Origin of the sequence: Sphingosinicella sp., assembly GCF_052388015.1 — a bacterium.
GTDB lineage: Bacteria > Pseudomonadota > Alphaproteobacteria > Sphingomonadales > Sphingomonadaceae > Allosphingosinicella.
This window is the reverse complement of the sequence record NZ_JBQTIN010000148.1, coordinates 1-17637: the sequence shown is the minus strand read 5'-3', so window position 1 is coordinate 17637 and position 17637 is coordinate 1. Positions and strand designations below refer to the sequence as shown.

General features: G+C 67.4%; 22 protein-coding genes and 1 pseudogene. 7 read left to right on the top strand and 16 right to left on the bottom strand.

Translation table 11 applies throughout. The annotated features are described in order from the left end of the window. Positions 1-329: 329 nt before the first annotated feature. From ACT4N3_RS12305 to ACT4N3_RS12285, 5 genes are all read right to left on the bottom strand, one after another. A complete protein-coding gene (locus ACT4N3_RS12305) occupies positions 330-752 on the bottom strand; it encodes a Fur family transcriptional regulator (RefSeq protein ID WP_444855517.1) in 423 nt (140 codons plus the stop codon). A gap of 102 nt (positions 753-854) precedes the next feature. Beyond that, entirely contained in the window at positions 855-1280 is a 426-nt protein-coding gene (locus ACT4N3_RS12300; protein WP_444855516.1) for a MucR family transcriptional regulator, read from the bottom strand. A 107-nt stretch (positions 1281-1387) separates the two neighbouring features. Beyond that, the gene (locus ACT4N3_RS12295; protein WP_444855515.1) at positions 1388-1867 is read right to left on the bottom strand and encodes a GNAT family N-acetyltransferase; all 480 of its coding nucleotides are present in this window, start codon (positions 1865-1867) and stop codon (positions 1388-1390) included. Further along, positions 1864-2472 carry a tRNA (adenosine(37)-N6)-threonylcarbamoyltransferase complex dimerization subunit type 1 TsaB gene (tsaB, locus tag ACT4N3_RS12290; RefSeq protein WP_444855514.1) on the bottom strand — a complete coding sequence of 203 codons (609 nt, stop codon included), beginning with the start codon at positions 2470-2472 and terminating at the stop codon, positions 1864-1866. Before tsaB ends, ACT4N3_RS12295 begins: the two co-directional genes overlap by 4 nt. A gap of 40 nt (positions 2473-2512) precedes the next feature. After that, positions 2513-3085, bottom strand: coding sequence for a NifU family protein (locus ACT4N3_RS12285; RefSeq protein ID WP_444855513.1), 573 nt, complete (start codon positions 3083-3085; stop codon positions 2513-2515). A 50-nt stretch (positions 3086-3135) separates the two neighbouring features. On the opposite strand from ACT4N3_RS12285, the gene ACT4N3_RS12280 reads away from it, so the two are divergent. Further along, positions 3136-3534: a hypothetical protein gene (locus ACT4N3_RS12280; RefSeq protein WP_444855512.1), complete on the top strand. Its 399-nt coding sequence runs from the start codon at positions 3136-3138 to the stop codon at positions 3532-3534. Positions 3535-3719: 185 nt separating this feature from the next. Here the strand turns inward: ACT4N3_RS12280 and ACT4N3_RS12275 are convergent, their stop codons facing one another. The 3 genes from ACT4N3_RS12275 to ACT4N3_RS12265 all read right to left on the bottom strand — a co-directional run bounded on the left by ACT4N3_RS12275 (position 3720) and on the right by ACT4N3_RS12265 (position 5806). Beyond that, positions 3720-4391: a glutathione S-transferase family protein gene (locus ACT4N3_RS12275; RefSeq protein WP_444855511.1), complete on the bottom strand. Its 672-nt coding sequence runs from the start codon at positions 4389-4391 to the stop codon at positions 3720-3722. A 61-nt stretch (positions 4392-4452) separates the two neighbouring features. Beyond that, complete coding sequence (locus ACT4N3_RS12270) at positions 4453-4929, bottom strand: hypothetical protein (RefSeq protein ID WP_444855510.1); 477 nt, start codon at positions 4927-4929, stop codon at positions 4453-4455. 76 nt (positions 4930-5005) lie between these two features. Next, on the bottom strand, positions 5006-5806 hold the full coding sequence (locus ACT4N3_RS12265) for an undecaprenyl-diphosphate phosphatase (protein WP_444855509.1): 801 nt from the start codon (positions 5804-5806) through the stop codon (positions 5006-5008). An 89-nt stretch (positions 5807-5895) separates the two neighbouring features. Here ACT4N3_RS12265 and ACT4N3_RS12260 point away from each other — a divergent pair, with 89 nt between their 5' ends. Continuing rightward, positions 5896-6303 (top strand): acyl-CoA thioesterase, encoded by a 408-nt coding sequence (locus ACT4N3_RS12260; RefSeq protein ID WP_444855508.1) that lies wholly within the window; start codon positions 5896-5898, stop codon positions 6301-6303. Between the two features lie 3 nt (positions 6304-6306). On the opposite strand, the gene ACT4N3_RS12255 is transcribed toward ACT4N3_RS12260, so the two are convergent. The 4 genes and pseudogenes from ACT4N3_RS12255 to ACT4N3_RS12240 all read right to left on the bottom strand — a co-directional run bounded on the left by ACT4N3_RS12255 (position 6307) and on the right by ACT4N3_RS12240 (position 10680). After that, positions 6307-7254, bottom strand: a complete 948-nt coding sequence (locus ACT4N3_RS12255) for a complex I NDUFA9 subunit family protein (RefSeq protein WP_444855507.1) — start codon at positions 7252-7254, stop codon at positions 6307-6309. 64 nt (positions 7255-7318) lie between these two features. Beyond that, on the bottom strand, positions 7319-8383 hold the full coding sequence (locus tag ACT4N3_RS12250) for a hypothetical protein (RefSeq protein ID WP_444855506.1): 1065 nt from the start codon (positions 8381-8383) through the stop codon (positions 7319-7321). A 204-nt stretch (positions 8384-8587) separates the two neighbouring features. Then, positions 8588-8845: pseudogene (locus ACT4N3_RS12245) on the bottom strand (DUF3297 family protein); the annotation flags it as partial. After that, positions 8842-10680 carry a DUF885 domain-containing protein gene (locus ACT4N3_RS12240; RefSeq protein WP_444855505.1) on the bottom strand — a complete coding sequence of 613 codons (1839 nt, stop codon included), beginning with the start codon at positions 10678-10680 and terminating at the stop codon, positions 8842-8844. The gene ACT4N3_RS12240 and the pseudogene ACT4N3_RS12245, both read right to left, overlap by 4 nt. Before the next feature lie 829 nt (positions 10681-11509). On the opposite strand from ACT4N3_RS12240, the gene ACT4N3_RS12235 reads away from it, so the two are divergent. Next, positions 11510-12199: a hypothetical protein gene (locus ACT4N3_RS12235; protein ID WP_444855504.1), complete on the top strand. Its 690-nt coding sequence runs from the start codon at positions 11510-11512 to the stop codon at positions 12197-12199. A 274-nt stretch (positions 12200-12473) separates the two neighbouring features. Here the strand turns inward: ACT4N3_RS12235 and ACT4N3_RS12230 are convergent, their stop codons facing one another. Beyond that, the gene (locus tag ACT4N3_RS12230; RefSeq protein ID WP_444855503.1) at positions 12474-13397 is read right to left on the bottom strand and encodes a LysR family transcriptional regulator; all 924 of its coding nucleotides are present in this window, start codon (positions 13395-13397) and stop codon (positions 12474-12476) included. Between the two features lie 96 nt (positions 13398-13493). Between ACT4N3_RS12230 and ACT4N3_RS12225 the strand changes: the two genes are divergently transcribed. Next, on the top strand, positions 13494-14108 hold the full coding sequence (locus ACT4N3_RS12225; RefSeq protein WP_444855502.1) for an FMN-dependent NADH-azoreductase: 615 nt from the start codon (positions 13494-13496) through the stop codon (positions 14106-14108). Positions 14109-14258: 150 nt separating this feature from the next. Then, on the top strand, positions 14259-14957 hold the full coding sequence (locus ACT4N3_RS12220) for a pirin family protein (RefSeq protein WP_444855501.1): 699 nt from the start codon (positions 14259-14261) through the stop codon (positions 14955-14957). A 101-nt stretch (positions 14958-15058) separates the two neighbouring features. On the opposite strand, the gene ACT4N3_RS12215 is transcribed toward ACT4N3_RS12220, so the two are convergent. Beyond that, entirely contained in the window at positions 15059-15535 is a 477-nt protein-coding gene (locus tag ACT4N3_RS12215) for a hypothetical protein (protein WP_444855500.1), read from the bottom strand. Between the two features lie 176 nt (positions 15536-15711). Here ACT4N3_RS12215 and ACT4N3_RS12210 point away from each other — a divergent pair, with 176 nt between their 5' ends. Further along, a complete protein-coding gene (locus tag ACT4N3_RS12210) occupies positions 15712-16041 on the top strand; it encodes a 4-fold beta flower protein (RefSeq protein ID WP_444855499.1) in 330 nt (109 codons plus the stop codon). A gap of 60 nt (positions 16042-16101) precedes the next feature. Continuing rightward, a complete protein-coding gene (locus tag ACT4N3_RS12205; protein WP_444855498.1) occupies positions 16102-17031 on the top strand; it encodes a cupin-like domain-containing protein in 930 nt (309 codons plus the stop codon). Here the strand turns inward: ACT4N3_RS12205 and ACT4N3_RS12200 are convergent. Together ACT4N3_RS12200 and ACT4N3_RS12195 are read right to left on the bottom strand one after the other, a co-directional pair. Next, a complete protein-coding gene (locus tag ACT4N3_RS12200; protein ID WP_444855497.1) occupies positions 17028-17246 on the bottom strand; it encodes a hypothetical protein in 219 nt (72 codons plus the stop codon). The two genes, ACT4N3_RS12205 and ACT4N3_RS12200, sit on opposite strands and share 4 nt — an antisense overlap. A 79-nt stretch (positions 17247-17325) precedes the next feature. Then, the coding region (locus ACT4N3_RS12195) for a hypothetical protein (protein WP_444855496.1) at positions 17326-17637 on the bottom strand (312 nt) is incomplete at its 5' end.

Genomic DNA, 17637 nt, shown 5'->3' with positions numbered 1-17637 from the left:
GCCGCCGGCAAGGAGGACGGTGCAGTCCGGGCTGGTGGCCCGGACAAGCCGATCGACGTAGCCGGCGGCCTTCTCCGGACGACCGCGAAGCGGCGGGGGGGTTTTTGGGAGCGGGCCACGCCCCGCGGCCCGCGCCAGCCCCCACCCATCGGCCCCCCCGCGCCACGCCGCCATGGGCCAAAAGCCGCCCGCCGCTTCGCGGTCGTCCGGAGAAGGCCACCGGCAAGGAGGCGCGGCGCGAGCCGGGCTGGTGGCCCGGACAAGCCGACCGACGCCGCCGGTGGCCTTCTCCGGACGATCCCAGCCATCGTGGATGGGCAGGGCAGGCCCTAGCGTTCACGCGACAGCGCGACCCCGTACAGCTCCATCCGGTGATCGACGAGACGGAAGCCCAGTTTCTCGGCGATCCGGCGCTGGAGCTGCTCCAACTCCTCGTCGACGAACTCGATGACATTGCCGGTTTCGACGTCGATCAGATGATCGTGATGCGCCTCCGCCGCCGCCTCATAGCGGGCGCGGCCGTCGCCGAAATCGTGCCGCTCCAGGATTCCCGCTTCCTCGAACAGGCGAACGGTGCGGTAGACGGTGGCGATCGAGATGCCGGGATCGACCGCGGCGGCGCGCTCGTGCAGCTTCTCGACGTCCGGATGATCCTCGGAGTCGCCGAGCACTTGCGCAATCACCTTGCGCTGCTCGGTGATACGGAGGCCCTTTTCGGCGCACAGCGCCTCGATATCGATGCTGCGGGTCATGTCGTCACATATCTAGTGCGAAACGCGCGCCGGGCAAAGCGGCCCGCCCAAGAAAAACGCCGCCCCGCCAAAGCGAAGCGGCGTCCTTCTCTGGCGCGAACGTCAGGCCTTGCGCGCGCCGCGCTTGCGCTTGGTGCCGAGGCCGATCTTCTTGGCCAGCACCCGGCGCTGCTCGGCATAATTGGGCGCGACCATCGGATAGTCGGCCGACAGACCCCAGCGCTGGCGATATTCGTCCGGCGTCATGTCGAAGTTGGTCTTGAGGTAGCGCTTGAGCATCTTGAGCTTCTTTCCGTCCTCAAGGCAGACGATATAGTCCGGCTTGATCGAGGAGCGGACCGAAACCTTGGGCTCCGGCTTGGCCGGCGCTTGCTCCGGCCGCTCGCCGAGGCCGCTCAAGGCGCCGTGCACATTGTTGATCAGCGTCGGCAGGTCGGAGACCGCCACGCTGTTGTTGCTGACATGCGCAGACACGATGTCAGCGGTCAGGGTGATCAATGTCTCCCCGAAGGCGTCCTGATTTTCCATTGTGGGTTCAACTTTCTTCAGACACCGGCCTTTGGCCCGACCGGCAAGTCCAGCATTAGGTCCATTCCGGCGAGGATAGCAAGCGGATGACGCTTTGCTGCGGCTTGTTACTCGCCAGGTCCGACCTTTTTCATCAGGGTTAGCGCGTCGTAGCGGCCGCCGTCGACGCCCAGATAATAATCGCGGCGGCGGCCGGCGAGCGAATAGCCGGCCTGTTCGTAGAGCCGCGCGGCGAGGTTGCCGTCGCGCACCTCCAGATGAAGCCGGCCGGCTCCGCGCGCGATCGCGGCGCTGGCGAAATCGGCGAGCAGCGCCCCGCCGATCCCCCGCCCCTGTTGCGCGTGGCGCACGGCGAGGAGCAGCAATTCGGCCTCGTCAATGATGATCCGGCTCAGCGAAAAGCCGACGATCTCGTCGCCATTGCGAGCGAGCGCCAGCCAGACGCCGGGCAGCGGCAGCAGGCCGGCGCATTGCGACGCCGTCCAGGCCTCGCCGAAGCGCGGATCGAAGCTGTCGTCCATCACCGCCATCACGGCCGGCAGATCGGCCAGGCCGCCCTTGGCGATACGGACGGCCAGCGTGCTCACGGCATCGGCCTCGCGTCCGGCGCGCGGCCGTAGATCGGCCGGGCAGGAAGGGTGCGGAGCGCTTCGGGCAGCAGCCTGGCGTCGGCGGCGCGGGGCAGCGTGTCGACGGCGCGGCCGAAGCCTCGCACGGCAACCAGCAGCCCGGCGGCCGGGCCGATCACCAGCTCGGCCGCCACGGCGGTGGCCGCCTCTTCCGGCGGCAGCGAGCGCAGGGAGCCAAGGGGGGCGAGCGGGTCACCGGCGAAGTCTTGCACGAAAAGCTCGCCATGTCCCCCATGAAGGGCTGCGGCCGCCACGCGCTCTCCGCTCATCGCGGCGAGCAAGGCAAGCGAGGAAAAGCCGCTGACCGGAACGCCCCAGCCGATCGCCAGGCCCTGCGCCGCGGCGAGCCCGACGCGCAGGCCGGTGAAACTGCCCGGGCCGCAATCGACCAGGATCGCGGCGGGCCGGACATCACCAAGCAACTCGCCGATCATCGGCACCAGCCGCTCGGCATGGCCGCGCCCGACGATCTCGTGCCGCTCGGCCACGACCGCCTCATCGCGCAGCAATGCGACGGAGCAGGCCGCTGTCGCGGTTTCGATGACGAGGAGGGAGCCGTTCATGCGTCTTCGTCACTCCCGCCGGGACGGGAGTCCAGTGGTCTTAGACGGCTTCGACCGCCTCGACCTCCGGCACATAATGTTTGAGCAGGCTTTCGATGCCGTTCTTGAGCGTCATCGTCGAGGAGGGGCAGCCGGAGCAAGCGCCCTGCAGCGCCAGATAGACCGTACCGTCGCGGAAGCCGCGATAGACGATGTCGCCGCCGTCATTCGCCACCGCGGGCCGCACCCGCGTCTCGATCAACTCACGGATCTGGGCAACGATGTCGGCATCGGCGGGGTCGTCGCCGATATCCTCCGCGGGCGGAACGCTGATCTGGGCGGCGCTGCCCGGCCGGAAGAGGGGCGCATTGCTGGCGAAATGATCGAGCAAGACCTCCAGCACCTGCGGCTTCAGCGCCCGCCATTCGACGCCGGGCGCGGCGGTCACCGAGATGAAGTCGCGGCCGAAGAACACGCCCTCCACTTCGCCGGTCGAGAAGATCGCCTCGGCGAGCGGCGAAGCCTCCGCTTCCTCCGGCGTCGCGAAATCCCGAGTGCCGACATCCATCACGGCACGGCCGGGAAGGAATTTCAGCGTCGAGGGATTGGGCGTTGGCTCAGTATGAATCAGCATGTTAGCGATGTGGTCAATCACGTGAGGTGGATCAAGGGGAGTTATGGGCAATGAGCGCGACGGGTATCCTGACGGGAATCCTGCAGCTGCTGGCGATCCAATCGAGTGCCACGACTTCCTCAGAAGGTTCTATCATTGGCGCGCTTCCCTTTGAAACCGGACACATGCTGGTGACGACCCGCTATTGGCGAGATCGGACGTTCCAGTGCGTTGTGTCGAGCGTGGGTTCTCACTTTGAACGGCTAGGAGATCGTTTTTGCAATGGCATGCCAGCAGGCTGGCGATCAGGCGGTAGTGACGGTCCGCCCGCGACGACAATAACAATCGCTATCCGCGTTGTTCGCGACGAAGACATGGACACTCTGCCCGATATCACGGGCGTCGCGCGTTCGACAGTGAAGCTCGGATCGAAGTTGGGAGCGACGGTCGTGTTTCGGCGTGTGAAATAATCCGCGCAGACCTTGGCGTTTATCCCTTTGTCCCATTCCAGCCTGCGGAGTTGTGCCGAGAGTGGAACTCAGGCGCTGCGCCTTTTGAGCTTCGACGCGGCGATTTGAACTCACGTCGCGGAACCGTTCGATTTGCAGTTTTTTACGACGGGGCGCTTTAGATCCCTTAAGCGGTTGGTTGAGCTTTAGAAATCCACCTTATCATAGTGGGCCGGCGGCTGGATGACCTCCATCCGCTCGCTCAGGAGCGCGCGGAAGCTGGGTCGGCTCTTCATCCCCGCATACCAGCCGGCGGTCTGCTTGTGGCCGCGCCAGTCGAGGCCGCCGAGATAATCGGCGACCGAGAGCTGGGCGGCGGCGGCAAGATCGGCGAGGGTGAGCGCCGGCCCGGCCAGCCAGCGGCGGTGATCGAGTAAATAGTCGATATAATCAAGATGGCCGTTGGCGGCGGTCATAGCCTTGCGGAGCACGTTCGTGTCCGGCGCATCGCGGTTGACCAGACGCTTGATCATTCGCTCCTGCATCAGGGGGGCGACAACATCGGTGTGAAGTTTGCCGTCGAACCACTGGACGAGGCGTCGGACCTCGGCGCGAGCGATCGCATTGCCGGGGATCATCGGCGCCTTGTCCAGCACCTCCTCGAAATATTCCGCGATCGCGATCGAATCGACGAGGACGATGCCCTTCGATTCCTCGACCAGCACCGGCGTCTGGCCGGCCGGATTCAGGTCCGCGAACTCGTCATCCTGGAGCCAGGGGGAGACGCGCTTCAGCTCGACCGCGACGCCCTTCTCGGCGAGCGCGAGCCGGACCTTGCGGGAGAAGGGACAGAGGGGGAACTGGTAGAGATGCCACATCGCTGCGGCCGGTCTTTAACGGGCGTGCGGCGTCAGTCCACCGGCGAAATGGCCGGCCCGCTCAGTAAGGGTCGCGCTCGTCCCGCGGCTCGTCGTCAATGTCGCGGTCCCAGCCGTCGTCGACCGCGGGCGGCGGCAGGCCGCGATGATAATCGTCGATCGCGGTGCCGATCGCGGCGCGCGCCTCGTCGAGCGAGCGGCGAAGCGCCGGCATCGCGGCGGCGAAGGCGTCCATCATCCGTCCCGCCCGGGCCGTGCCGCCATAGATCGAGGCGCGGAGGTGAGCGTCGAAATAAGGATCGCGGCGCCGCGCCATCGCGCCGACGGTGCGGCCGGGACGGCCGTAGCCCGGCCTGCGCGCATAAGGATCGGCCGCGTCGATAATTCCACCGACATCCACGTCGAGCAAAGCGCCCGTGACGCGGTCGAGCGCCGGCGCCATCGCCTCGATCTCCGCGCCGGAGGGCACGCTTTGGGCGAAGGCCGGCGCGGGCAGGAAAGCAGCGGCGGCAAGGACCAGGATCGAAAGACGGGGCACGGCGACTCACTCCTCGAAACGCAGGCCGGTCACTTCCCCTAAGCCCGCGGAAATGAGCGTAAACTTAACAGAATCCTCAGCGCAGCGCGAGCCAGACCAAAGCCGCCGCCCCGGCCGCGATCCGGTACCAGCCGAACGGCGCGAAGCCATGCTTGCTGACGATGCCGATGAACCATTTGATGACGACCAGGGCGACGATGAAGGAGACCACGAAGCCGAGCGCGATCCCGCCCGCGCCGGCGACCCCAAGATCATCCTGGTTCTTGGCGAGCTGCAGGGTGCTGGCGCCCAGCATCGTCGGCACCGCGAGGAAGAAGCTGAACTCGGCCGCCGTCCGCCGCTCGATGCCGAGCGACAAGGCGCCAAGGATGGTGGCGCCGGAGCGGCTGACACCCGGGATCATCGACAGGCACTGGATCGCACCGACGCCGAGCGCCTTGCCGAGCGAGATATCGGCGACCCCTTTTTCGTGCCCCTGCGGCGCGGTCCTCTCGATGACCAGGATGGCGACGCCGCCCAGCAGCAGCGCCCAGCCGACGATCGTCGCGCTGCCGAGCATCGCCTCGATCCGGTCGATCAGGAGGAAGCCGAGCACGGCCGAAGGCAGGAAGCCCAGCAGAATGTTGCGCACGAAGCGCCACGATTCCGGCTTGTTGTGGAGCAGGCCGACCAGCACCGCCCAGAAGGTCCGCCAATAGAGCACGATCACCGCCAGGATCGCGCCGAGCTGGATGACGACGTTGAACACCGCCCAGCGCGCCGCGTCATAGCCGAGCAGCTCCGAGGCGAGGATCAGGTGCCCGGTCGAGGAGACCGGGATGAACTCGGTGACGCCCTCGACGATGCCGAGGATGATGATCGCGATCAGGGTTTCCATGGGCGGCAGGGCTTAGGGGCGAAGCCGGAATCGGTCCAGCCTGCCTGGTCGTCCTATTATTGACACGATTGTCAGTGTATCGTCCCTGTGTGACGAACGCGCTCGCCGCCCCCGCCCATAATCACGCCCTCGCCGTCGCGCCCGGCGACGTGGATTTCATGGGCCATGTCAACAACGCAGTCTATCTCGCCTGGGTGCAGGAGGCGGTGCTGGCCTATTGGCGGGCGGTCGCGCCGTCCGAGGCTGTCGCCCGGCACCTGTGGGTCGCGATCAAGCACGAGATCACCTATCGCCGTCCCGCCTTCCTCGACGATGTCATCGTCGCCTCGGTCGTGGCGGAGGGCGTGCAGGGCGCACGCGCCGTTTTCTCGACGCTGATCAAGCGCGGCGAGGACGTGCTCGCCGAGGTGAAATCCTCCTGGTGCTGCCTCGATGCGGCGACGCTCAAGCCCGCGCGGCTGGCGCGCGACGTGGTACGGCGCTTCCTGCCGGAATAGACTTCAGGCGCTCGGGGCCTTGGCGAAGCGGCCGTGGCGCTTGTAGGCGACGAGCCATTCCTCCGCGACCGCCTCGAGCGGCGTCGGCCGGAGGCCGAAGGCGGCGAGGCTAGGCAAGGCCGGATCGGCGACATTGTCCGATTGCAGCATCAGCCACTGATCCCAGGTCATCGGCGCGCCGAACAGGAATCCGCCGATCCGCGCCATCGCGCGGGCGATCGGATCGGGAATGTCGAACTGGCCGCGCGGATGGCCGGCGGCGCGCGCGACCCAGCGGTTGAGATCGCGCATCGTCGTCACCTTCGGGCCCGCGATCGCATAGGTCTGGCCGCCATAAGCGGAGGGATCGAGCGCCGCCGCGGCGATCGCCCGGCCGAGATCGGCGGCGAAGACGGGCTGCAGCCGCCAGTCGCCGCGGATTACCGGCAGCAGCGGCAGCCAGCGCGCCATTCGCGCGAACTTGTTCACGAAATCATCCTCGGGCCCGAAGACGATCGAGGGGCGGAGGATCGTCGCGCCCGGAAACGCCGCGCGCACCGCCGCTTCGCCATCGCCCTTGGACCGGCCATAGGCGCTGGCGGACCCGGGATCGGCACCGATCGCCGAAAGATGCACGAGTGCCCTGGCGCCCACGGTCGCAGCGGCGCCGGCGACATTGGCCGCGCCCTCGACATGATATTTGCGGAAATCGCCCTTGAGGATGCCGACCAGGTTCACCACCGCCTCGGCGCCGGCGGCCGCGGCTTCGACGCTCGCCGGATCGGCGATGTCGGTGCGCACCGCCTCGAACTGACCAAGCCCGCCTTGGGTGCGCAGGAAATAGGCGCGCTCGGGATGGCGATCGGCGATCCGCACCCGCGCTCCGGCCGCCATCAGGGCGCGCACGGCGTAGCGGCCGACAAAGCCGCCGCCGCCGAACAGGGTGACCAGCCGGTCCGTCTTCACCGTCATCGCAATCGCCTCTTTCGCCGCGCCGCCTCTACGCGCGCCGGGCCATGCTCTCAATAGCCCGCGGCTAGACCTGCTTCTTCCTCACCGACCAGACGAAGCTGTCGTACCAGAAATGGAGCAGCGAGCAGGCGATGAAGGCGCCTGCGAACCAGCTCCAGTCGCGGCCATATTGGTAGGCGAAGCCGAAGGCGGCGCAGAGGGTGAGAAACAGGGCGAGCGCCCCCCAGCGCAGCGCGCCGATGCGGCCCGACGCCGCCTTGATCCGCGCGCCCTCCTTGAGCCAGACCAAAGCGAAATACTGGATGGCGTGGAACAGGTTGATGATCGCGAAGGCAACGATCGGGGTGGCGAAACCCCAGGCGGCGATCGAGACGAAGCCGGTCGAGGCGAGCAAAGCCGCCTTCTGGACGGGCAGGCGGTAGCCTTGGCGGACGGCGCCGCGGTAATCCCATACGGCCCAGCCGACGACACCAAGCCAGGCCGTGATCGCAACCTCGGCGATGCCGGTGAGACGGCTTTCCGCAATACTCGGCAAGGAGGCGATCGTCGTCCAGCCGATCGCGCCAAGGCCATCGAGGCTGACGAGATGGTCCATCAGCGACGCGCCGGCCGCGATCGGGCCGACATAGAGCGCCCAGTTGAGACGGAGATCGGTGCGCCGCAGGACGAGCGCGCCGTTCCCCGCCTTCATGTCGTAGATGCGCGCCAGGCCGAAGCTCTGCATCGCGCTGTGATGGACGTCCCAGAAGACCGCGAGGACGCCGCCGATGACAAGCAAGGTGGGCGAGATCGTGAGCGCGGCGACAAGCAGGACCGGCACGACGGTGAGCCGCGCCCGATTGCCCATGAACACCTCGCGGTTGAGATAGGCGCGCGGCGCGACCGCGATAAGGTGGGCGAAGGTGAGCACCGAGACGCCCACCGCCAGCGTCGTAACCGCTGCTGCCCCGGCGGCTGGCGGCAGCAGCGCGGCGCCGCCGATCCAGAGCCAGACGAAGAGCGCCGAAGCGAGCGGGCAGCCCCAGAGCAGGAGCGCATCAAAGACAGGCCCGCCGATCGCGCCTTTGGGATCGGCGAGCGCGCCGTGCAGGCGGAACGCGCCCGCCTTGGCCGGATAGGTCGAAGCCATCGCACCAAAGCTAGGCGCTCATGGTTAAGCGCGGGTTAGCGGCACCTGGCGCGTTTGGGTGCGCCCCTAGGAGGACCGGTCCTGCTTTTTGCGGATCTGGGGCGGCGGGACGGCGGAGGCGTGGCCGGCCGGCCCGGCCTTGCGCTCGGCCGGACTGTGGCCGGGATGCGCGGCCTCATGCTGGTGCGGGGCGATGTCGGAGCCGCCCTCGCTTTCGTCGCGCCACCAGATCTCGACCGGGCCGGAGAGCTTGACCGTCACCGGATAGCCGTTGCGGTCCACCGCCTTGCCGGCGGCGACGCGGACCCAGCCTTCCGAGGCGCAATATTCCTCGATGTCGTGGCGCTCGCGGCCCTTGAAGCGGACGCCGACGCCGCGGTTCATCGCCTCATAGTCGAAATGCGGGCTGGCCGGGTTGTTCGACAGCCGGTCCGGCGGCGAGGTCTTGGTTTCTTCACTCATGATCCGGACCTCCGGCTGGCGATCCAGGTGTCGACCAGCTCCTCCAGCACGTCGAGCGGCACATTGCCGTTCTCCAGCACCACGGCATGGAAATCGCGAATGTCGAAGCGGTTCCCCAAGGCGGCGCGCGCCCGGTCGCGCAGCTCCAGGATCTTCAGCCGGCCGATCATGTAGCTCGTCGCCTGGCCGGGATTGTTGAAATAGCGCTCGACCTCCTTGGTCGCGTCCCTGAGCGACAGCAGGCCGTTCTGCATGAAATATTCGATCGCGCGCTCGCGGGTCCAGCGATGGTGGTGGATGCCGGTGTCGACGACCAGCCGGATCGCCCGCCAGAGCTGGGTCGAGAGCATCCCGAACTCGCTCATCGGATCCTGGTAGAAGCCCATCTCCTGGCCCAGGCCCTCGGCATAGAGGCCCCAGCCCTCGCCATAGGCGCTGTTGCCGCCGAAGCGGCGGAACCTGGGCACGTCCGGCAATTCCTGCGCCAGCGCGCTCTGGAAATGGTGGCCGGGCGCGCCCTCATGATAGGCGATCGCCTCGACCTGCGGGCGCAGCACCTGGTTCATGTCGGCGAGGTTGACATAGAAGATGCCGGGCCGCGAGCCGTCCGGCGAGGGCCGGTTGTAGAAGGCGACCGCCGCCGTCTCCTGCCGGAACGCCTCGACCGCGCGTACCTCCAGCGGCGCACGCGGCAGGCGGCGGAACCAGCGCGGTGCCGCCGCCATCACCTGCGCGATATAGCGCCGCGCGTCGGCCAGATATTGCTCCCGGCCCTCCTGCGTGTTCGGATATTTGAACTCGCTGCCCGCATTGATGTGGGCGAAGAACTGAGTGAGCGTGCCGCGGAAGCCCACCCGCTGCTGGATGCGGCCCATCTCGCCATGGATGCGGCGGACCTGCTCGAGGCCGAGATTGTGGATTCGCTCGGCCGACAGGTCGGTTGTCGTCGACTGGCGCAGCTGCTGCGCATAATAGGCCGCGCCGGCGGGCAGGCTCCACGCGCCGTTGTTGCGGGCGCCGGCGCGCGGCTCGACCTCGGCCAGCGCGGCGAGCATCGCCTCGTAGCCGCGTCGGAACGGCCCGGTCAGCGCCTCGCGCGCGGCGGCGATCAGCCGGTCCTTCTCCGCCTGCGGGACTTCCAGCCGGTTCACCTTGGCGGTGAAATCGGCGAACAAGGCGGTCGGCGGGCCGTCAGTGAAGGGCGCGCCGGTCAGCACGCGCTGCGCGTCCTCGCGCACCGGCGCGAAGTTGAAGGCGGGCGGGACGATGCCGAGGCTCGCCTGGTGACGGATGCCGGCGGCGATCTCGCCGAACGCCCGCTCGACCTCGCGCAGCCGCGCGACATAGGCCTCCGCGTCGGCGACGCTCGCCACGCGGTGATTGTTGATCAGGAAGACGGGGATGTTCCCCATCGGGCTGCCGTTGTTGGTCGCCGGGAACTGGTGCCAGCGGAACGGCCAGGCGCGGCGCGCGTCCTCGACATTTTGCTGGAACAGCCGGAAGGAGAGCCGGCCGGCCGGGCTCAAACGGGCCGGATCGAACCGGCGGCGTATATCAGCGAGCTGGCGCTCGCGCATCGCCATCACCCGCTCGCGGCCGGCGTCGGTGAAATCGTTCAGCCGGTCATATTGATCGCGCGAGCCGAGGCTGGTGAGCAGCTGCGGGTTGGTCGCCGCGAACTCGTCGAAGGCGGCGTCGAGGAAGGTGTTGAGCCGGCGGGTTTCGGCGTCCGCGGGGGAAGCTGCGGCCGGCGCGGGCGTTGGCGTCGGCTGCTGGGCGACGGCGAGGCCGGTGGTGGCGAGGAGGAAGGCGGCGAGCGGGAGGCGGAGGTTCACGTTGCGATTCCCTGTTCTTCAAGAGCCCGGCCGCTCTTTAACGCCTCCACCGCGCCCGTCCACCGCGCCGGGGGCGCCTCAAAGTTCACGACTTGCAGAGGGAATCGCGGGGGGTCCTTCGCCTTTGCACCTAGAGCGAGGCCGGGCATGCGGCTGGGAATGATAGCGAAGGGCGACATGAGAGGCATGAATCGGGCCCGTGTACCCGATCGCCGGCAATGTAGGAAAATGCTTGGCGATTGTATCTATTGCAGGTCCAAGTCTCAGTTCATGACTTTGTGTTCGGCGGCTTCGGAAATTGGGCCAAGGCTTCCACAAATCGGCGGAAAACCACCGGTTTGCCGTGCTTTAGCGCCTTGCGCGCATCTCGCCGTTGTTGTCTGGCCCGCTCATTCGCAATCGCCGCCGCGCGCTCGACCTCTTCCCGCTCCTCGCGCTCGCGGTCGGCGTCCGTCTTCGGCGGTTTGGAGGGCCGCTCGGCACCAAAGGGATGCCCCAAGCCTGAGCCCGGACGGGGCGGCCCCCTTCTTCCGTGATTGAGTTTCGTCACTCCGTTCCTCCGGCGCGGCTTTTACTCCGTCACCTGCTTCAATCGCTCATCTTGGACGTTTCGAGCTGGGTGGGTTCGAGCTTGTCCATGCCGCCTATCTAGAACAAACTCGCCCACGCGGTGGATAGGACGGCCATCCGATAAGCGCGGCTCTCCGGCGCGTTTTCCCGCTTACATGCCGGAGCCTCGAGCGGAGCGAGGATAGTGAGTGGGAACGGGGACGGACCGCCCTTGGAAGGCGCTTCAAAGGCGCTCTACGAGGCCGCGCTAGCGCAAGAGATGGAAATCTTGAGGCTGCGCAAAGGTGGGGGATTGTCAGGACAGACGAGCAGGTGGCAGCCGCCAACAGACGAAGAGTTTCAAAGCCGCTGGGTTAGGCCCGAAGGCGCGCTGGAGCGTAAGCCCCATGAATGGCAGGGCGAGATGGAGCGCAAAACGCTGCTCGAAAAACTCAAGGCGGGCATAGTGGTCGGCGTTGCACGCAACGCCCAGCTAACAAGATCAAGCAATGAGCGCATTGTTCAGTTTGCCCGTATCCCCGCTTCTGACTGGCGAGCCCTCAGCCCCGATGCCGAATATTTGTTTTGGACCAAGGGGACATTGATCGCTGAAGGCTCGACACCAGGCGGTTATGGAGGCGGCGACACCCAGCGCTATTTTGAAATCAGGCTTGATCCGGACACTTTTGCCGGCGCTCCTCCGGTGGCCGAGGAAGCGGAAGAACAACCCAGTTCGCCCCCTTCCATGCCAACGGCTGACCAGCGGACCACGGACTTACCGAAAGCGGAAGCCGAGCGCTTCGCAAAGGCTGTCGTGCATGGCTGGCCAAATTGCACGCGCGAGTTCGCGCGGGAAAAGGCGTTGCTCTTCTATCCGCAGCATAGGGTTCCCCGCGACTGGTCTTACCGCATTTTCCGCTCAATTCAGGGCGACAAAAAGCCGGGACCTCAGCCAAAAAATCGGGATTGAGCGGCTAACTGCAGCCCAACGTCAGTTTAATTCACGCTCAAATAGGCCGCCTAATTCGCGTGCCCCAAACAGCAGAAGCCCCGGCGGTTAGGCCGGGGCTTTGGGGCGAGAGGTCAGGTGGCCACGAACGATTTGCAGCGTCTCGGATGGGGTTCAACTCCCCCTCGCTCCACCATCTTTCTCGTAGTGAATGAGGAACGGACACGCGAGCGCTTTGTGTGCCCCGCGCTGAACTCTTGCGCTGTTCCGGCGGGTGACGGCTTAGCGCCGTGGTTCACCGCCGCTGCGCCTCCCAGCACGGGTCCCAGCTCGGCTCGGGGCCGAACCGCGTTACGAGGAAATCTACCAGAGCGCGGACTCGGGCAGTGGTCGCGCGGCCGGGGGGCATTACCGCGTGGAGCGCGCCTTCCTCCAGCGGGTAATCGAGCAATAAAGGCTCGACCGTGCCGGCCTCCAGCGCCGGGCCGGAGATGAAGGTGGGGAGCATCGTGACGCCCAGCCCGGCGGCCGCGGCGGCGAGCAGCATGTCGCCATTGTTGCTGCGCATGACCGGCGAGACGCGCACCGTCTCCCAATCGCCTCCCATGCGGAAACGCCACTGATCGTAGGCGTAGAGCAAGACGTCATGACCGGCGAGATCGGCGGGCGTCTCGGGCCGCCCGCGCCGGGCGAGATAATCGGCGCTCGCCACCACCGCGCGGCGCATCGGCGCGATCCGGCGCGCGATCAGCGCCGAATCCCGGAGCTGCCCGATGCGGACCGCGAGATCGTAGCCGCCCTCGGCCAGATCGACGGTGCGGTCCTCGAGCACGATGTCCAGCTCCACCTTCGGATGGGTGGCGGCGAACTCGCTGAGCGCCTCGGCCAGGTGACGGATGCCGAAGGAGAGGGGCGCGGTCAGGCGGATCGGGCCGGCGACCTGGGTCACCGCCTCCGCGACCACCTCCTCCGCCGCCTCCAGCTCGGCGAGGATGTTGGCGGCGCGGGCATGATAAGCCGAGCCGATGTCGGTCGGCTGGGCGCCGCGCGCGGTGCGGGTGAGGAGGCGGGCGCCGAGCTGCTGCTCCAGCCGGGCGACGCGGCGGGAGAGGACCGGCTTCGAGAGCCCCATCCGCTCGGCGGCGCGGGCGAAGGAGCCGGTCTCCGCCACCCTGACGAAGGCGAGGACGTCGACGAGATCGGTGGACGAGCGTTCCATATTCCGCAACACCAAGATGTGTGGATGGCTTCTTCCGACAACAGAGCTAGGTGCTTACCTCCCTCCCTGCAAGATCATTCCAAGGGAGCAAGTGTCATGAACGTCCTGATCGTCAGCAGCAGCGCCAATGGCGACGCCTCGGTCTCCAACCGGCTCGCCGAGCGGTTCGTCGACAGCCTCGATCCGGGCGCGCGGATCGTCCGCCGCGATGTCGGCGCGAACCCGCTGCCGCACCTCACCGCCGAGACGGTCGCCGCGATCAAAGGCGAGCCGGCGACCGCGGCCGAGCTGGAGGCGCGGGCGCTGTCCGACCGCCTCGTCGGCGAATTGCAGGCGGCGGACGTGATCGTGATCGCCAGTCCGATGTACAATTTCGGCATGAGCTCGACGCTGAAGAGCTGGTTCGACCATGTCGCGCGGGCCGGCCTCACCTTCCGTTACACCGCGGACGGGCCGGAAGGGCTGCTCAAGGGCAAAAGGACGGTCGTGATCGAGAGCCGCGCCGGCTTCTACGGCGAGGGCGGGACGCCGCATATGGACGGCCAGGAGCCGCATCTGCGCGCTTTGCTCGGATTCGTCGGGCTGGACGACGTGGCCTATATCACGGCCGAGAAGCTGGCCTTCGGGCCGGAGGCTGCCGAGGCTTCGATCGAGGCGGCGGCGCGGGAATTGAACGAGATCGCCGCCCGCGCATTGCTGCTGGCGGCATAGCGGGGCTGTATCCCTCCCCCTTGATGGGGGAGGGTAGGGGTGGGGGTGAACGCCTCCATTCGCTCCCAAGGTCTCGAAAGTTCACCCCATCCCCAAACCCCTCCCCATCAAGGGGAGGGGTGACTATGTGCTGATGCAAGGACCGCGATCATGATCGATATCCGTAAATTCTCTTCGTTGGGCCATGCCGATCATGGCTGGCTCAACGCACGGCACCATTTCTCCTTCGCCGACTATCACGATCCGGCGCGGATGGGCTGGGGCGCGATCCGGGTGTGGAACGACGACGAGATCGCCGCCAGGACCGGCTTCCCGCCGCATCCCCATAGGGACATGGAGATCATCACCTATGTCCGCAGCGGCGCGATCAGCCATCAGGATTCGATGGGCAACAAGGGCCGCACCGCGGCGGGCGACGTGCAGGTGATGAGCGCCGGCACCGGGGTCCAGCATGCGGAGTATAACCTGGAGGACGAGGCGACGACCTTGTTCCAGATCTGGGTGCTGACCGACACGCCGGGCGCACGGCCGAGCTGGGGCGCCGCCAAGTTTCCGAAGGACGAACGCTCGGGCAGGTTCGTGACGCTGGCGAGCGGCTATGCCGAGGACGGAGACGCGCTGAAGATCAACTCGACGGCCCGGGTGCTGGGCGCAACGCTGAAGGCGGGCGAGACGGCCGCGCTGACGCTCGACCCCGCGCGGCACGCCTATCTGGTCGCGACCGATGGGGTGATCCTGGTCAACGGCGTCCGCGCCGAGCCGCGCGACGGCATCGCCGTCACCGGCGAGGAGAAGCTGGCGATCCAGGCGATCGACGACGCCGAGATCGTCCTGGTCGACGCGCGGTAGGAAGAGGTCCCTCATCCCAACCTTCTCCCGCAGGCGGGAGAAGGGGCGCGCCGCGATTATCATTCCCTCTCCCGCAAGCGGGAGAGGGCTAGGGTGAGGGTCTATTCTTCCACTTCCTCCCTCAGCACCCGCTTCGGATCGTTGCGGTCGACATAGACGGTGCGCGTCTTGCTGCCGCGGCGGAAGAGCGGGACGAGGCCGAGCAGCCCGAGCAGCCCGAGCAATCCCCAAGGGAAGCCGCTCCGCTCCCGCCGCGCGTCGGCCAGTTCGTTGGCGAACGGATCGGCCGGATCGGCGAAGCCGTTCGGATAGGCGGCGTCGGGATCGATCGTCACCGGCTCCGGCACTGGCGCGGGCGCCGGCGGCGGCGCGGCGGCGGCGCTGTTGTTGACGGGTGCGGACGGGGAGTCGGGCGGCAGCGGCTGGACCGCCGGCGGCGTCACGCCGGGCGCGGGCGCCGTTCCCGGCGGCTGGACCGGCCCGGCGGGTGGCGCGGCGGGCGCGGTCGCGTTCTGGGCGGCGAGCGGCGCGGCGGCGAGCGCCAGGACGAGCGCGGCGAATCGGGCGGGGGACTGCATCGGCTCTCTCATTCCTCAAACAAAGCCAAATGGTTATGCGGCAAACACGGTATCGGCCGCCGCCGATCATCCGCCTGCCGCCGTTGGAAAACAACCCGCCGCAGCGCGGCTCGCCTGACTCCGCGAACCGGCGCAGGACTAAGGCTCGAGCGAGTGGGGTTCCAATTTCAATGGCGATGTACGTGTACAACCCGGCCGGCGAGCCGGTCGGCTTCGTTTTCGAGACGACGATTTACGATCTGGACGGCACGCCGCTCGGCCGGATCGTCGGCCGGCGGGTCCATCATTTCGACGGCGCCTATGCCGGCGAATGGTACAAGGACATGGTGGTGCGCCATCCCGAAGCCCGCCCGCGGCTGATCCCGCCCGCGCCGGTGCCGCCGCGCCGCCCGCCGGCGGAAGTCTCCTATCGCCTCCGCGCGGTGGTCAATTACGGCTATGCCGACGTCTTCCCGCAGCTGCGCGACGGCGCCCGCGAAACCTATCTCCACCAGGCCGCGGAATAGTCCGGGAGCGGGGCGCGCCGGTTTCTCGAAGCTGCAACAAAAGTGTCGCATGAGGGGCGGATGACCGCTCCGCCCCGAAACCCGCTCGAAGCCCGGCCCGCGCTGGTCGGCGAGCCCGGCCTGAACGTGGCGCTGAGCCGGATCGGTTTCTCGCCGGCGTCCGCACCGAAAACAGACCTCGCGCTCCGGCGACGCGAGTGGATGCTCGACGTGATGGAGGCGCAGCGCGCGCTTTCGGAAGAGGCGAGGGCGATCCCGCGCGTCCGCGGCCTTTCGTCGCAGGATTTCCTCGATTCCTATTATGCGCCCGGCCGGCCGGTGGTGATCGAGCGGGCGATCGATCATTGGCCCGCGCTGAAGCGCTGGACTCCGGATTATCTGCGCCGGAAAGTCGGCGACGCGCCGGTCGAGAATCAGGGCGATCGCGCCGCCAATCCGGACTTCGAGATCGACGGCTACAGCCACAAGAAGGTGCTGCCGTTCGGCGCCTATATGGATCTCATCGCCGCCGGCAGCGGCAACGACGCCTATGTCACCGCCAACAACAGCGCCGCCAATCGCGCCGCCTTGGCGCCCCTCGAGCGCGACCTCGGCCATATCGACACATATCTGACCCGCGCGCACGGCATGATGTGGATCGGCCCGGGCGGCACCTTCACGCCGCTCCATTTCGACCTCACCAACAATCTCATCGCGCAGATTGTCGGGCGCAAAAGCGTGATCATGCTGCCGCCGTCCGAATCCGCCCGGCTGCATCATGGGCGCCATGTGTTCAGCGCGGTGCGCGACCTGGAGGACGAGACGCGGCTGGTGCTGTACCCGTTGGCGCGCGCGGCGCGGCGCTTCGTCGTCGATCTGGGCCCGGGCGACCTGCTCTATTCGCCGATCGGCTGGTGGCACCAGGTTCGCTCGCGCGATTTCAGCGTGACGATCACATACACCAATTTCCGCTGGCCGAACGAGGGCTTCGACAGCTTCCCCGCCGATTAGGCGAAGTGCCGGCGGCGCAGCACCTCCACGGAGGGGCCGCGCAAGGCGCGGGTGACGCGCGGCGGGCGACGCCCCTCCGCCGCATAGCCCTGCAGGATCGAATCGAGCACCGCCGGCGCGCGCCTCAGCGCATCCGCCTCGCTATAGCCGACCACCACCGCCTCCGGCACGTCGGGCATGGTGAGGATCACCATCCGGTTCGATTGGGTGCGCATCTGGCACGGATAAGCGGGCACGCGCGATTTCTCCTCGTCGTGACCCTGCAACGCCCCAACGCGGATTTGGGTCCATGCCCTAAGGTGCGGCCCGCTCCCGGCAGCGGGCGGTCAGCGTCGCCTCCTCGATGCCGTCGTCGAAGCGGACGACGAGGTCCGCGCCATTGTCGTGCGCGGCGATGATCGTCGCGTCATAATATTGGCCGTTGCCCGACCAGATCGCCTCGATCCGGCTGCCGACCGCCCAGTCATAAGGCTTGGTCAGCTCCTCGGAGAGCGTCTCGCGATCGCCGTCGTCATAGCCGATCGTCACCGATCCGTTGCCAACATGCTGGACGACCCCCGGAAAGAAGAAATCGCCGCCCCGATAGCGGCCGAGAACCCAATCGCC